Here is a 16512-nt window from a genome sequence, read left to right as displayed (position 1 = left end):
AAACGATCCATTATTACTGTTTTATTACTGCATTACCGCTTCGAATGTTTGTACTGCGCCTAGATCATTGACAATTTCATAGGATATTTTTTTTGTTGTGAGATCGGGGATAAAATTTTTTAAACTACGGCTACTAAAAGGCTCTAACATGATGGCATCTTCGCCTGAGTTAAAAGCATGATTTTTTCCACTTTCCACTTGTAAGACCGTAATGTAATACGGTGTTGGATTACTGATGGTCAAACTATTTATAGAACGATCTAGTTTAAATTGAAGGCTTTTTTGTGCATGATCTGCTTTCATTGCCAACTGTGTTGGACGATAAAATAATTTAACGCGTGTCCGTACCGTAAAGGACAAATGATTTTTATCAGCTAAATTCGGGTCACTCGGTGGAATATCTAAAATATTAAACCAATAAATTGACTCTCGATCTTTTGCCAATTTTGATGTGTCTAAGGGGATAATTCGAATAATTTGCCCTTTATTTGGTTCAATGCGAACTAAAGGTGGATTAAGTACAAATGGGACTTCTTCTGCCTGAGGGGTTTTCTTTGGATCGCCATTATCAATCCAAGCTTGTACCAATGCAGGTGTGTCATATATGTTTCTGAGTTGGACATTTACACTTTTAGACTGAGCAGGGAAAATTATACGTGTACCATCTATAGACACCCCAGCATAAGCAAGTGGCATGGTTAAGAATACACATATAGCAGCTTGTAGATAACGCATAATATTCCCCTTCACAATTTAAGCAAACACAGATTAGTTATATTGCAATGTATAATTTACAGTTGCTGTCACATTCTGCGCATCTACAGAACCAGTTTTAGTGAAGTAGCGTGCTTTATAAGTCATGGTTGCAGTGCCAGTACCATCTGCTGCAAGCCCTGTGATCGCACTTTTTGCTTGTGTACCCCAAGCTTGTGAGTAATCTACAGGTGTATCTGCATCAGTTAAAATTTGAATAAATACTGGCTTAGCAGATGAAGCATCTGTTGACTTGTTTACTAAAGCTGTTTTTTCTGTTGCATCATAATCCGCAGCCGCCGCTGTTTCTAAAAACAAACCTTTAAGTGCTTTATTTGTTGCCGCATCACAGCCACCTGTACCTGCACCATTTTTAAGTTGTAGGTCAAAGCTTTTCGTTGCAGCAGATTGGTTTGCTGTTGTAAAAGTAGAAGTTGGAACTGTATCTAGAGTCACGATAATATTTTTAGAGCCAGCAGTGCCTGGACCTGACCCAGTTAATGTACATGTGCTATCCGTCACTACACCATTGACAGTGATTGTGCCGTCTACAGCAAAAGTATGTGTACATGCCAAACCTAAAACTAATGCACTTACTGTCGATAAAGATAAACTTTTCATGCAATAAACCTCATTGGATTTTAATAAAAAATAGTACTGAATTATTATTTTGTTCACCTATATTTATTAACAGTAAGGTTCACTTAATTAATAATTCCAAATTTGTGAATCTAGTTACTATTTATTTAAAACTACCTTGTTATAAAAAAAATAACAATAGTTCAAAAATAAATCAGGAACTTCACTCTGATTCAAATGATACATCTGTCACATTTTTTTTGATTGATTTATTGTCATACTAATACATTACTTTTTGTCATTTATATTTTTTATCAATGTAATACAATAAGATAAACACAAATCATTGTTGTTAAATTTATAAAAATATTATTTGCTCTTTATTTCTCCAATTAATAATTATTTTTATCATGAACAAATAATGAAGAAATTATAATATTTTAGTTAAACTAATTAATTTATTTTCAGTTTAACTTAAACTAAATTTTTAATAAAAATTAAAAAATACAATTATATTTTAAAAACAACTAAATATTATAATTTTATTAACATAACCATTATTTACTTTTACCTTAATTAATTACCAATTAAAAAAATAAATTATTGATCTATTTAATTTAATGACATTTCTGTAATCATTCAAATAGTAAGTTTAACTAAAATCTAAGGAAAAAATTAAAACCTAAATCACATTCTAGATTAAAATAGATCTAGCATCCTGATTCAAAAAATAATTATAAATTCATGATTTTATTAAATTTTTAAATATAATGAAAAAGATTAAAGTCTTATTCATTATTTGTTAATGATCCAAGCTATTTAGAAAAACTCATAAAAAAACTGCAATCACTTAGGATTGCAGTTTTTGCTAGTGTTTAAAATAAAGACTTATTTCAAACTATATGCAATCACATAGTCACCATGATCAGGTGATTGACGCGCTCCACCTGCTGTGATCATGACATATTGTTTGCCTGTTTTCGGAGATACATAGCTGATCGGTGTGCCTTGGCTACCCACAGGTAAGCGTGCTTTCCAAAGCTCTTTACCAGAAGATGAGTCCAAAGCGCGTAGGTAGTAATCTTGCGTTGCAGCAAAGAATACCAAACCACCTTGCGTTGCCATTGGACCACCAATGGTTGGCATTCCAATCGGTGCTTTCAGCCCCATCTTAATCCCCATCGGTCCAGTATCTTCTACTGTTCCCATTGGTACTTGCCATGCAATTTGACGAGTTTTCATATCAATCGCAGTCATGGTGCCATAAGGCGGTTTTTGGCATGGAATATTCAACTTCGACCAGAAACGATCTTTATTGACTTTATACGGCGTACCTTTCATCGGTACTGCACCCATCCCAGTATTGACCTTCTCACCACCATTTGCCTGTTTAGCCAAATCTTCAGGTGTTTGTTCAATCAACTGAATCCATAAACCTAAGCGCATGTCATTGACAAACATATATTGATGACTTGGATCGAAAGCAATACTGCCCCAGTTCATACCACCGAGAGAGCCTGGGAAACTTAACGATTTATCTTTACCCGGTGCAGTATATAAGCCTTCATAACGCATTGATTTAAAGTTGATACGACACATCAATTGATCAAATGGTGTAGCGCCCCACATATCCGATTCAGTAATGGTTTGATTACCAATCTGCGGCATTTCAACAGAGCGAGGTTGTGTCGGACTATATTGTTCACCTTGAATATCTGCTGGCTTGACAGCTTGCTCAATCACCTTGGTTAAAGGTTGCCCCGTCAAACGATCCAAGACAAAAAACTGACCGGATTTCGTTCCAATCACCACAGCAGGTTTATTCGAACCATCTTTCATTGGGAAATCGACCAAACTCGGTTGCATCGGTAAATCAAAATCCCATAAGTCATTATGAACAGTTTGATAAACCCACTTTTCCTTGCCCGTAGTCGCATCCAAAGCCAAGACAGATGAATTGTATTTATGGTCCAACGGTTGGCGATTGCCACCCCAAACATCCACAGAAGAACTGCCCATCGGCAAGAATACCGTATTCATTTGCGGGTCATAAGACATCGCAGCCCATGAGTTTGCTGAACTGCGTTTATACGTTTCACCTTCTTTTAACACATGGTTTGGATCTGGATTACGTGGATCAAAAGCCCAACGCAATTGCCCTGTAATCACATCATAAGCGCGGATCACACCACCGGGCATATCTGCTGCAAAGTTATCCGCAATTCGACTTCCCACAACAATCACTGTACCTGCGATGGTTGGTGCTGAGGTTACTTCAAATCGTGGTGCAGTGGTTCCCTCACCCAAACCTTTGAGTAAGTCTACAGTACCATCCACCCCGAAATCTTTACAGCGTTCACCTGTATCCGCATTGACTGCGATTAAGCGACCATCAGGCGTGTTGGTATAAACACGACGCAAACATGAGGTATTGTTTGCCACAGCTTGAACAGGCGTAGCACCTGCCAAAGTTGGCTGAACCAATGCTTGGGTTGAATCAAAATAAGCCACACCACGGCAACGTTCCCACGCATCAGACTTAGAATTCACTTCAGCTTTCCAAAGTTGTTTTCCTGAATCTGCTTCTAAGGCAAAAATGTTATTGTGCGGTGTACATAAGTAGATCTTATTGCCGACTTGCAATGGGGTCATTTGATCTTCAGCACCATTGCCTGTACCTGTAGTAAAATCACCTGTACGGAAACGCCATGCTTCTTTTAACTGATGTACATTATCTCGAGTGATTTGATCTAATGCAGCGAAACGGCTTCCCCCTGCATCCTGCCCATAATGTTGCCAGTTGGTTTGTTTCATGTCTGTTTTAACAGGAACCAATGGCAATGCCTGCCCCGTTGCAGCAACCGTTGGATGTGGTTGGAACATCTGATAAAGTCCAATCAGCATCCCAACAACAGTCACAACACCCAAGCCATAAGCAGGTAGACTCATGCTCGGTTGAGCTTGATAACGGCGAATGGCTGGTAAACTAAACATCAATGCTGCAAATAAGCCTGCTGGAAACATCAGTCTTGAGAATAAAGGCCAAAACTCCCAACCTGCGTCAATCAAAGCCCAAATCAATGTACCGATAAAAACCAGACTGAATAAGCCAACACCGATCACTTTTTTCTTAAAAATGAAAATCGCAGAAGCTAAGGTGAGTACGCCAGAGATCACGAAATACCATGATCCCCCCAAGGTCACCAGTTTTATCCCACCCACTGTAAAAAACAGTCCTGTGAGTAATAAAGCCAATGCTAAAATAAAACACCATATTTTCAGTATAGTATGTGAGTTCGAAGATTCAGACATACGTCATACTCCTAGATTAGAAATTTACACGCATGCTTAAACCTGCAACCCATGCATCATCCACTTCTTTAACACCTGCAGGTTGATGAATATATTGTAGATTTGGTCTGAGCATGACCGCTGGTGACCATTGGTAGGTATAGTTCAGTTCAATATTTAACTCATCACGTTGAACAGGAACATAGTCTGCTGCAAATGCATCGTATTCGTCATAACCACGACCATTATTCAGCGCAATTTGACGGTCTTTATAACGATCATTCACCACATAATTGGCAATACCAAAACCAATAGAATCATTTGGACGACCATCAAATGGTCCTTTGTACCAAAGCGCCAATTGTTGTGTGCTTTGGACTGCTGTGGTGGCTTTATCATTCACCACGACATTCACACTGGCATATAGACCACGTTTAGGATCATTGCCTTTTTGGCTCAATTGTTGTTGTGCATTCAACCAAAAACTGTGTTTACCGTCATGTACTTTACCCGTGGTTGCAATATCATTGGCTTCAGCTGTCGAATACAATGCACCGACTTTATATTCACCTGGCAAACCATCGAATGTCGCGAGTTTCGGTCGCCAAGCCAGTTCAACAGGAATTGTTGCACCTTTGACATTATTCATATCCAAATTAAAACCATCGCTATTTTTGGCGGTTTTAATATTGTCTGGATTGACTTCATAGACACCCACACCCAGTGTCCAATCTGGCGCAAATTGATATTTAACATTGGTTCCCCATAGCCCCACAGGTAAGTTGTACCAAATGGAGCCAATAGATTTTCCAAGCTGTCCGCCACATAGTAATAAATTCTGGAATTCACACTGTGAACCATTGAAGTCGTCAGACATGCCCATACGCCCAATCTTGAATTGAACTGTATTGTCAGCAAATCCTTTTTTGACCCATGCTTGAGTCAGACGCCAAATTTTACCTCGACCATAAATTTCTTGTGAATTTCCCAATGCACTCGAACGAGGATCTTTAATACGATCCAAAGTCAAAGCATTGCCATCACGCTTGGTGATTAAAATATTGGCGGTGGTATTGTCCCAACCTGCTATTTTCTCTAGATCAAAATTTGCACCTAACGCCAGTTGCGCTGCATTTTTAAAAGTATTGCTATCGTTATAACCGCCATCTAAATTGGTGGCTGCTTGACTCATAATAGAAGCAGTAAATTTATAACCTTGTTTTTCCAGTTGTTGACGCTCACCATTCCAATCACCCAATAACCACTGACGATCCTGTGACCACGGTTGATTCGCAAAGCTGTGTTGAACAGTACAAAGCGCAACAGTCAAGCAACTCAGTTTGATCAAAAATCTTTTTGAATTCATCTCAAGCTCCTGATTGTTATTTTAATTTCACAGCTGAACTGAGTTCAGAAGTTGCACCCAAACGATCTGTAATATTTGCGGTAACAGATGCGACTTTATTGGTCGGTTTCCATAAAAGCTTGGCTAGACCTTGTCCATTGGTCGCAGCAACAGCTGAACCTAAATAAAATTCTGCTTCATTTGAGCTCGCTGAAGTGTTTCCAAAGAACTCAATCTGATAACGTTGATTTGGTTGCCCCTTGACTTCAACCGTAACTTGACCTTTGGCATAGCTTAATTTAGGTGCTTGAATGCCTTGATTTGGTTGAGCATTACAACCTTGCTCATTCGGCTGTTGACAAGTTTTCTGTAAATTTGCAGGATCAATCTTGACACCATGACCACGTGAACCCACAAAGTGCGCATGTTCCAATCCCGGAATATCAAAGATAATCGCACCTACACGTTGATTAGGTACACAACTCCCCCCCGCTTCACAGCGCTTAATGTCTTGACCGTTATTCCAAATTTGGTTCTTGGTAAGCGTGATGTGTGCATTGGCATCTTTTTCAGAACGAATCGCAATACCAACACGGTTTCCATGGACTTTATTGCTGTCAAAAATATTGCCATCACCTGTTAAGTTAAAACCATTCGAGTTATTGGTCAGTTCATTGTAGGCAATATAATTTCGCTTGCCCCAGTTGATCTGCAAGCCATCTGAATAGTTTTCAAACTTATTGCCCACCACGGCATTGTCATTGCCCCATAAAATCTCAATACCTTGCGATGGTTCTGGATTTGCAGATGTTGAAATAAAGTGATTATTTGCAACCAAGTTAAATGCTGCACCACGGGTTAATTCAAGCCCATCACCATTGTCTTGGAAATAATTATTCAGCACTTTATTGTTATTGGTGGTGGTTGCGGTTGGATTGCCCTTGCCATCATCCCCTGTCAACATCACGCCTGCACCACCATAGTTATGCATAATACGGTTATTTTGAATCAGGTTATTACTGGCACGATTCATTAAAATACCAATACAGAAACGGCGAATTTCTACACCTTGAATGGTGACCCCGTTGATATCACGCAAAACCAAGCCTGGTAAAGTTGTGGTACGCACATTGGTACCAAACTGCCCTTCAACCGCTCCCGGACAAGCTTCAACGCCTGTCCCTTTAATATAATTTGAACCATCAATGGCGATAAATTCACCTGTTTTCGCCCATTGGGTTCCCGTAATTTTTACGGGTGCTTTGATCTCAGGTAAAGGACTATTCACCTTGATGGTATAAGGTGCTGTCCCAACCGCTTGAATCAAAATCTCACTGGCCTCAGTCGGTTTGGCATTTGCCTGTTCAATTGCCCAGCGCAATGAACCTTTTTCACTGTCATCCTGATAACGGTCTACCACATAGCTTTCCGCCATCGTTAAACCAGAAACTGCAAGCCCTATCGCCAATGCGCTTAAACGTAAAGAAATCAATTGCATGTCTTAAAAGTCCTTTTAAATTATGGTGTAGGTTGAACAGTTTTCAATAACTGCTTCAATTGGGTTACATCAATTTGACCAGGTGCAGAAGCTTCACCGATCATGCCGAAGCTAAAGCTGCCGCCCATATTTGCCGTAGCAATTCGAGAAATAGTGCCCAACTTGCCCATCGACATGGTCAATAATGGCTTTTTGGATTGTTGACTCACTTTTAAAGTGGCATTCATTAAGGTGAATACATCTTGTTTGCTTTGTGGCATCACTGCGATTTTTAAAATATCTGCACCAAGCTCATCCTGTTTAAGTAAACGTTGAATGATCTCATCTTCATTGGGTGTCTTTTTAAAATCGTGATTCGACATCACAATCAATACTTTTTTAGCATGTGCCAGTTTTATGATATTGTTTACAGCTTGTGGATCTCGGAACATCTCCACATCTAACATATCCATAAATGGCTGCTTTAAATAAGCTTGATAAGTTTTTGCATAATCCGCATCAGTGATGGTCAACTGCCCACCTTCATTGTGTGTGCGAATGGTAGCAATCATCGGCTTGCTGCCTAAAATCTGTTTAAGTTGATGCCCCAAAGCAATCACTTGTTGTGTGTTACTGGCAAAGTCGAGCAAGTCGATACGGAATTCCGCTAAATCTGCATCGGGATTACTTGCAATCACTTTGGCTTGCGCCAAGGCTTGTTCTTGAGTTTTGGCAGTAATCGGTACAATCGTTTTCACTGGAAGTTTTGCCAGTTCAGATAATTCAACACGCTGTACTGGAAGTGTTTGTGCTTGTGTCATTTGCAATGTAAAAATTGGGCTCAATGCCAGCATCACTGCTGCAATTTTTTTTAATTTCATTTTCCATCTTCCTTAATAGATGATCTGTAATAAATAATTCGAATATAGATACTGTTTTAATGTCCTATGCTTTAAACCAATGTACTTAAATCGCATTCATCCTCCCTTTTTACGGGGAGGAAAATCATAAATTGATCAAACTCCATGATGATCAAAGTAAGATTTGACAAAATACTTAGATATCAAAAAATACTGTTTCGTCTTCGCCTTGAATACGAATATCAAAGCGATAGACGATTTCGCCATCAACTTCCGTACGTTTGGCAATAAGAGTCTGACGACGAGTCGCCCATTCAATACTGTTTAAAACTGGATCATTGGCATTGGCATCTACTTCATCCTCAAAATAAATACGGGTATGTAGTCCAATGTTGATGCCACGTGCAAACAGCACCACGGCAATATGAGGTGCTTGAATCGAACCTTTACGTCCAGCTACAGCACCGGGTTTTACAGTTTCAAAATGCCAAAAACCTGTTTCAAAATTCGCCCCTGTACGCCCCCAGCCTTGAAAATGTGGATCTACAGTTTTGCCTTGGGTATCTGCCTGACTTGGATAAACACCATTGCTATCTGCTTGCCAGATTTCCAGTAACACATCTCTTAATGGCAAACCCAGTCCGTCAAAAACTTGACCTTCCAGGCGAATACGTTGCCCTTGAGTTTTGTCATTGGTCAATTGGTGATTAAAGTTGTGTTCAAACACTTCAATATTGGCTTGTTGAGGCAATAAGCCAATGTGAACATAAGGACCACCTGTTTGAGATGGGGTCTCTTTCAGTTCTTGAAAATTCCATGCGTTCATCGTATTCACCCTTAAGTCAAATCATTTTCAAAATAAGTCGCACGACGACCACGAAGATGAATATCAAAGCGGTAACAACGGCTATCCGCTTCAATAAAGTTGTTTTTATCTTCGAGTGCGATCAGGGCACGACGCTGATCTTCAGAAGGAATCGTTTTTAAAATTGGGCAGCTATCAATCAGCGTATCGCCTTCAAAATAGAACTGCGAAATTAAGCGCTGTGCCCAACCATCTGCAATCAATGAAAAATGGATGTGCGCTGGACGCCATTCATTGATACGGTTACGCCACGGATAAGGACCCGGTTTAATGGTACGAAAAATGAAGAATCCATTTTCATCAGTTAAAGTACGACCACAGCCACCAAAGTTTGGATCCATCGCGCCGATAAACTTATCATTTGGATGACGATAACGCCCTGAAGCATTGGCTTGCCAAACTTCTAACAAGGCATTTTTGACTGGACGACCAAACTGATCACGAACATAGCCATGGACAATAATACGTTCACCGACTGGTAAACCGTCTTTGGCATAGTTCAAAATCAAATCATTATCTTTCGCACCAAAAAGATTGGGGGAAAAATGCGGTGAGGTCACTTCTGTCAAGGTTTCATTAATCGAAATCAATGCATTTTTTGGCGAGCGTAATACACTGGTTTTATAGCCCGGTGTATATGCTGGCGGATGATCATCGGTGTTACGTTGTGGATATGCACCCAATGTATGACTTAACATGCTGGTCTCCTTAATCTTGTAGTGGTGTCGCAATAGGCTGCACTTCGATACCCAGCTCTTTAAAAACGTCTTCAGCCATATGCATTGCTGCATTTGCTGCTGGCAAACCTGCATATAATGAACTATGTAAAATCAATTCTTTAAGTTCATCCTTGGTCACACCATTGTTGAAACAAGCACGTAAATGCATTCTGAGTTCATCCTCTCGTCCCAATGCCAATAAAATGGCAATGGTCACTAAACTACGTGTATGACGAGGTAGACCTTCACGAGACCATACTTCACCCCATGCAAATCGACTGATAAAATTCTGGAAGTCTTGATTAAAATCATTTAGGTTCGCTAAAGAGCGGCCGACATGTTGTTCACCAAGTACTTCGGTACGGACTTTAAGCCCTTGTTGATAGCGTTGATCATCATTCATTGACGTTATTCCTCATCTAGAAAAATGAGCATTAGGTTGCATCGGTATGAGCAACCAAAGATTTAACAAAAATAGCGATGGCTGCTGCGGTTGCTGGAATCATGAGCAAACTGAGAATGGCAGTAAAAGACCAATCATTGCCCAATAAAACAGCCCCGATCCATGCACCAAACACAGCACCAAATCGTCCAATACCCGTCATCCAAGCAACTCCTGTTGCACGGCATTGCGTTGGGTAAAAACGAGCACTTAAAGCAGGCATAGAAGATTGCGCACCATTGATGGCTATCCCGGCACATAACACCAATAGTGCCAGTAAAGTTGGATTGCTTAGGCTTTGCCCCACAGCGACTGCAAACAAACCTGCGATAAAATAGAAAGCAGAAATAATGCGATTTGGATTAAAGCGATCCATCGCCCAACCAATAAATAAGGCACTCATCACACCACCGAATTGGAATAAACCACCGATAAATGCAGCTCGTTCCATGGTCGCGCCCGTTTCACGCATCAAGGTCGGTAACCAGCTGGTCAGCAAATAAATCACCACCAAGCCCATAAAATAGGTCGACCAAAGTAAGAGCGTGCCTTTGGCATATTGTTTTGAAAACAACATACCGAATACATTTTTCTTTTCTGCAACAGCAGACTGCTCTTCTGGAATATGAAATGTTTGCGCAGTTTTTACCTGCTCTGGTGCAATGTGGTTTAAAATTTTGCGAACCTTCTCTGTTGATCGTCCTTTGACAATCAAGAAGCGATAAGATTCTGGCAACACGAAAATGACCAATACCATGAGTATCAGTGGTGCGATTCCACCCAGTAAAAATAGACTGTGCCAACCAAAGGTCGGGATTAACCAACTACTGATAAATCCACCAATCGCCATCCCCAAGTTATAACCACAGAACATGCAGGTCACGAGCAATGAGCGAATGCGCTGTGGACAATATTCTGAGAACAAGGTGGTGGCATTTGGCATCGCCGCACCTAAACCAATACCTGTTAAAAAGCGTAATATCACAAGGCTGTTTAAGTCTTGTGCATAAGCAGATGCCAGTGTAAAACCACCAAAAATCAGCATTGAAATAGTCAAAACAATCTTGCGACCAAAGCGATCTGCTGTAGGACCTGAAACCAATGCACCGATGATCATTCCACCCAGTGCTGCACTCATGACAGGTCCAAGTTGGGAACGATCAATGCCCCAATCTTGCGCCAAAGCAGGTGCAATAAAGCCCATTGCAGCAGTATCAATGCCATCGACAAATACGATGAGAAAACAAATAATTGCAATCATCCACTGATATTTACTGACAGGTGCATCATTGATCAACGCCTGCGCATCCATACTCTTGTTTGGGGCAGCAAATTCCTGTGCCATAGTTGCCTCCTTGTAGGCGAATTCCTTTCTAACCCTTGCGGTTATATGCTTTGAATAAACTTAGACAGCGCCTGATTGAACACTTGAGGCTGTTCAATATTGGATAAATGGGAAGCTGCCAAGATTTCAAGCTGACTGTTTTGAACAAGTTGATGCATAAATTCTGCATCTTGAACTGTGGTGACAGGGTCATACTGCCCCGCAATAATCAATGTGGGTATTTGGATTTGATTTAGCTGATCGCGAACATCTGCATCTGCCAAAGCTCTACATGCATTCGCATAGCCTTGTGATGGTGTCATTGCTAAACTTTGAATGGTTTTTTGTGCCAATACATCATGAGCATAATCAAAATGCTCACTAAACCAACGGGTATGTGTCGTTTTTACGATTTCAGCTAAACCATGTTGCTCCACACTCTCCGCTCGACTGTTCCACGCTTCGGCAGTGCCAATTTTTGCGGCTGAATTTGCTACGGTAATACTATGAAAACGTTCAGCATGGTTGATCGCCAAAGCAAGCGCAGTAATTCCACCCATCGAAATACCACAGAAATGTGCTTTTCTTATGTTTAAAGCATCTAGGATATCGACTGCATCTTCGGCTAGATTTTGCAAGGTCGTGTGGGCAACCACCTCACTCTCACCATGACCACGTGTGTCATAAGTAATAATTTGATAATGCTCTGCGAATACAGCAACCTGTGCTTGCCACATCCCATGATCAGTTCCCAAAGAGTTGGAAAACATAATCACTGGAGCATCTTTCAAACCCTGTACTTGCACAGCAAGTTGGTGTCCTTGACGGTTATTGATCATCATGATCTTTGATCCTCTTGTGCGGCTTGCAGTACTGCATCAATTTGAGCCTGAATATTGCCCAAGTAAGATGTCGGGTTAAACAATGCTTGCAACGCCTGCTCATTGAAGTAGGTATTGACTTGATCCATCTCGGCTAATACCGTTTTTAAATGTTTCTGTTCAGCTACTGCTTGTTGACATGCTTGTTCAACCAAATGATGCGCATTTAAACGCCCAATTTTTACTGCAAGTGCCATCATGACTGCTTCTGCCATGATTAAACCTTGAGTACACTCAAGATTACGCTGCATGGCGACTGCATTTACTTGCATATGTGCCAATACATCATGTGTCCGTTCTAAAGCACCTGCACATAACTGAAAAATTTCAGGAATTGCCAACCATTCAGCATGCCAAGCCCCTAAAGCACGTTCATGCTCTTGCACCATACTTTGGTAAACGCTTGCCATCAAAGCAGGAACACGATTGGCTGCTGCAAGGATTGAAGCTGCTGCAACAGGATTACGTTTATGAGGCATCGTGGATGAACCACCGCGACCTTTTGCAGTGGGTTCAAAGACTTCGGCGATTTCAGTCTGCATCAGCAATGACCAATCTTTTGCCATTTTGCCGACATTGCCGACAATCAAAGCTAAAGCGCTGGCGATCTCAACCATGCGATCTCGCTCACCATGCCATGTACATGTCGGTGCAGTTAAATTGAGTAAGTATGCATAAGCTGCAACCACAGCTGAACCTTGATCTTGCAAAGAAGCCAACGAACCTACAGCACCTCCCAGTTGGGCGGTTAAAACTCGTTGTTGCATACGATTAAGACGTTCAAGATCACGTTGCAAAGCAGCCGCCCAACGTGCAAACTTATGTCCAAGTGTGATCGGTAAAGCCTGTTGTAACCATGTACGCCCAATCATGACTTGATCACGATATTGTTGTGCTTGCTTTAAGCAGACCTGATACGTCTGTTGCAATTGTTGCTCAATCAAGATCAATGCATCTCGACACTGCAAAATGGTTGCTGTATCAATAATATCTTGACTGGTTGCCCCCCAATGTACATAACGGGCGGCATCTTCATCTTGCTGTTTAACTAAGGCTGTAAATTGCTTCACAAAAGGAATCGCAACATTTCCAGCCAAACCAGCTGCAACAGCCAATGCATCGATATCTATGTGCATTAAAGCTTCTTGCCCAACGCTTTCAATGACGGTTGCTGCAGATTTTGGAATCACATTGACCTGTGCCTGCGCTTTTGCCAAAGCGACTTCGGCTTGAATCATATAACCCAATAAAGCTTGATCACTAAAGATCGCAGTGACATCAGGTTGATAAAATAAGCTGGCGTATAACTGGCTCATCACAGACCTCACTCGACACGTTGAATAATCATGGCGATGCCTTGACCCACACCGATGCACATTGAACACAAAGCATATTGCCCTTGAATCTGTTCAAGTTGGTTGAGGGCGGTTGTCACCAAGCGCGCACCTGATGCACCCAATGGATGCCCCAAAGCAATCGCACCACCATTCGGATTGACCCGTGCATCATCATCTGCCAAGCCTAAATCACGAGTCACCGCTAAAGCTTGGGCGGCAAAGGCTTCATTCAGCTCAATCACATCCATCTGCGCCAAACTCAGATGTGCCTGTTGAAGTAATTTCTTGATCGCTGGTGCAGGTGCAAATCCCATGATTCGAGGTTCTATACCGACAGTTGTTGCTGCAATGATTTTGGCACGTGGTTTTAATTGATACTGTGTAACGGCTTGATCTGATGCGATCAGTAAAGCGGCTGCACCATCGTTAATTCCTGAAGCATTGCCCGCAGTTACCGTACCTTCTGCTTTCACCACACCTTTTAATTTTTGTAAGGCTTGCAATGTGGTTGAAGCCCGTGGATGCTCATCTTGATCCACCAACAAAGCATCACCTTTACGCTGAGGAATGGTCACAGCAACAATTTCTTGTTTAAAAAAGCCCTGTGCCTGTGCTGCTGCTGTACGTTGCTGGCTGTTCAATGCAAACTGATCTTGATCAGCACGGTTGATGTTGAATTGCTCAGCCACATTTTCAGCGGTTTGTGGCATGGTTTCTACACCATACATGTCTTTTAGCTTGGGATTGATAAAGCGCCAACCCATGGTGGTGTCTTCAATCTTTTGGCTACGCCCAAAAGCACTCTCGGATTTACCCATCACATAGGGTGCTCGACTCATGCTTTCCACACCACCAGCAATGATCAGATCGGCTTCATTGGCTTTAATCGCCCGTGCTGCCATCGCAATCGCATCCAGTGACGAACCACATAAACGATTGACGGTGGTTGCAGGCACTTCGACAGGTAGCCCTGCCAATAATGCAGACATACGACCCACATTTCGGTTGTCTTCACCTGCCTGATTGGCACAGCCATAAATCACATCGTCGACTTTTTGCCAATCCACGCTAGGGTTGCGTTGCATCAAGGCTTGAATTGGCACTGCACCTAAATCATCCGCTCTTACAGTTGCAAGTCCACCCGCATAACGACCAAATGGAGTTCGAATGGCATCAATGATATAAGCATTTTTCATGTGTTTTTCCTTAAATAATCTCTCTTAAGAAGCAGTGCTTCTCATCCTTTAAAAAGGAGAGAGACTTCAGCCCATTATTTATTTGGGTGAAGTCCCCCTTTAACAAAGGGGGATTTAGGGGGATTTCATCCATTAATTCTGCTGTGTTGCATCAAGCAATTCAGCACCCGTCATCGACTGCAATTCTTCAAAGCTGAGACCCGCTACTTTTTCAATCACTTTTAAACCGTCTGGAGTAACATCAATCACACATAGATCGGTATAGATACGGTCGACACATTTTTTGCCAGTCACAGGATAGGTCAGCTCAGCCACGATTTTGGGTTCGCCTTGTTTGGTGACATGGTCAGTGGTGATAAAGACTTTCTTGGCACCGACTGCCAAATCCATCGCACCACCCACCGCAGGAATCGCATCAGGTGCGCCTGTATGCCAGTTGGCAAGATCACCATTTTCAGCAATTTGGAAGGCACCCAATACTGCAATATCCAAGTGCCCACCACGCATCATGGCAAAAGAATCGCCGTGATGGAAAAAGCTTCCGCCTGTGAGCATGGTGACAAATTCTTTGCCTGCATTAATCAGTTCAGGATCTTCTTCGCCTTTGGCAGGGGGTGGACCAAAAGCCAGTAAACCATTTTCAGAATGTAGGAATACATCTTTGTCTGAAGGTAAGTATTTCGAGATTTTGGTCGGTAAACCAATACCTAAATTCACATAAGCGCCATCGGGAATGTCTTGCGCAACACGTTCTGCAATTTGGTCACGGCTTAGTTTTTGGTAACTCATGCTGCTTCTCCCTGTGTCGCATTGACAGCAACCACATGCTGTATAAAAATCCCGGGTGTAATGATATGTTCAGGATCAAGTTGACCGAGTTCTGCGATTTCAGAAACCTGTGCAATGGTGATATCCGCCGCCATCGCCATAATCGGTCCAAAGTTTCGTGCAGATTTACGATAGACCAGATTACCCCAACGATCGCCTTGATGGGCTTTGATCAAGGCAAAATCAGCTTTGATTGGATACTCAAGCACATAGTCTTTTCCGTCGATATGACGGGTTTCTTTTCCTTCGGCAAGCAATGTACCAAAACCTGTTGGTGTGAATACTGCCCCTAAACCCATTCCCGCTGCTTGAATGCGGCATGCCAAGTTTCCTTGAGGAACAAGTTCTAATTCAATCTTGCCTGCATGATAGAGTTCATCAAATACCCATGAATCAGACTGGCGTTGGAATGAACAGATGATCTTACGTACAGCCCCTGATTTGAGGAGTTTTGCCAAACCATAATCGCCATTGCCTGCATTGTTGTTGACAATGACCAAGTCTTTGACGCCAAGCTCAATCAATCCATCAATTAGCTCTGCGGGTTGTCCTGCGGTTCCAAAGCCGCCAATCATAATGGTTGAACCATCCTTGATTTGTGACAAAACCTCTGTC

The 16512-nt window shown here is 41.8% G+C and carries 15 protein-coding genes; all 15 read right to left on the bottom strand.

Annotation, left to right across the window (positions count from 1 at the left end; all coding sequences use genetic code 11):
• Positions 1-24: 24 nt before the first annotated feature.
• Entirely contained in the window at positions 25-735 is a 711-nt protein-coding gene (locus tag AAV97_RS16930; RefSeq protein WP_009586491.1) for a molecular chaperone, read from the bottom strand.
• A 33-nt stretch (positions 736-768) separates the two neighbouring features.
• A complete protein-coding gene (locus AAV97_RS16925) occupies positions 769-1374 on the bottom strand; it encodes a fimbrial protein (protein WP_005030545.1) in 606 nt (201 codons plus the stop codon).
• Between the two features lie 846 nt (positions 1375-2220).
• The gene (locus tag AAV97_RS16920; protein ID WP_005030547.1) at positions 2221-4644 is read right to left on the bottom strand and encodes a glucose/quinate/shikimate family membrane-bound PQQ-dependent dehydrogenase; all 2424 of its coding nucleotides are present in this window, start codon (positions 4642-4644) and stop codon (positions 2221-2223) included.
• Positions 4645-4660: 16 nt separating this feature from the next.
• Positions 4661-5989, bottom strand: a complete 1329-nt coding sequence (locus AAV97_RS16915; RefSeq protein ID WP_046761182.1) for a carbohydrate porin — start codon at positions 5987-5989, stop codon at positions 4661-4663.
• Between the two features lie 16 nt (positions 5990-6005).
• On the bottom strand, positions 6006-7466 hold the full coding sequence (locus AAV97_RS16910; RefSeq protein WP_046761181.1) for a right-handed parallel beta-helix repeat-containing protein: 1461 nt from the start codon (positions 7464-7466) through the stop codon (positions 6006-6008).
• Between the two features lie 20 nt (positions 7467-7486).
• A complete protein-coding gene (gene aroD / locus AAV97_RS16905) occupies positions 7487-8266 on the bottom strand; it encodes a type I 3-dehydroquinate dehydratase (RefSeq protein ID WP_392390150.1) in 780 nt (259 codons plus the stop codon).
• A gap of 235 nt (positions 8267-8501) precedes the next feature.
• Positions 8502-9131, bottom strand: a complete 630-nt coding sequence (gene pcaG / locus AAV97_RS16900) for a protocatechuate 3,4-dioxygenase subunit alpha (RefSeq protein WP_004828630.1) — start codon at positions 9129-9131, stop codon at positions 8502-8504.
• Positions 9132-9142: 11 nt separating this feature from the next.
• Positions 9143-9868 carry a protocatechuate 3,4-dioxygenase subunit beta gene (gene pcaH, locus AAV97_RS16895; RefSeq protein ID WP_004828629.1) on the bottom strand — a complete coding sequence of 242 codons (726 nt, stop codon included), beginning with the start codon at positions 9866-9868 and terminating at the stop codon, positions 9143-9145.
• A gap of 10 nt (positions 9869-9878) precedes the next feature.
• Complete coding sequence (gene pcaC / locus AAV97_RS16890) at positions 9879-10292, bottom strand: 4-carboxymuconolactone decarboxylase (protein WP_004828626.1); 414 nt, start codon at positions 10290-10292, stop codon at positions 9879-9881.
• Between the two features lie 31 nt (positions 10293-10323).
• On the bottom strand, positions 10324-11676 hold the full coding sequence (locus AAV97_RS16885; RefSeq protein ID WP_009586504.1) for an MFS transporter: 1353 nt from the start codon (positions 11674-11676) through the stop codon (positions 10324-10326).
• Between the two features lie 41 nt (positions 11677-11717).
• Positions 11718-12497 carry a 3-oxoadipate enol-lactonase gene (gene pcaD, locus AAV97_RS16880; RefSeq protein ID WP_046761179.1) on the bottom strand — a complete coding sequence of 260 codons (780 nt, stop codon included), beginning with the start codon at positions 12495-12497 and terminating at the stop codon, positions 11718-11720.
• Positions 12494-13852, bottom strand: a complete 1359-nt coding sequence (locus AAV97_RS16875; protein ID WP_046761178.1) for a 3-carboxy-cis,cis-muconate cycloisomerase — start codon at positions 13850-13852, stop codon at positions 12494-12496. The genes pcaD and AAV97_RS16875 overlap by 4 nt, the downstream gene beginning before the upstream one ends.
• A gap of 8 nt (positions 13853-13860) precedes the next feature.
• Positions 13861-15069, bottom strand: coding sequence for a 3-oxoadipyl-CoA thiolase (gene pcaF / locus AAV97_RS16870; RefSeq protein WP_046761177.1), 1209 nt, complete (start codon positions 15067-15069; stop codon positions 13861-13863).
• A gap of 132 nt (positions 15070-15201) precedes the next feature.
• The gene (locus tag AAV97_RS16865; RefSeq protein WP_046761176.1) at positions 15202-15858 is read right to left on the bottom strand and encodes a 3-oxoacid CoA-transferase subunit B; all 657 of its coding nucleotides are present in this window, start codon (positions 15856-15858) and stop codon (positions 15202-15204) included.
• Positions 15855-16512, bottom strand: a 658-nt coding sequence (locus tag AAV97_RS16860) for a 3-oxoacid CoA-transferase subunit A (RefSeq protein ID WP_155769261.1), incomplete at its 5' end; no start/stop codon positions are given. The genes AAV97_RS16860 and AAV97_RS16865, both read right to left, overlap by 4 nt.

The organism is Acinetobacter sp. Ag2 (assembly GCF_001005515.1).
In the GTDB taxonomy this organism is placed as follows: Bacteria; Pseudomonadota; Gammaproteobacteria; order Pseudomonadales; family Moraxellaceae; genus Acinetobacter; species Acinetobacter bereziniae.
This window is presented reverse-complemented; position numbering and strand designations above follow the sequence as displayed.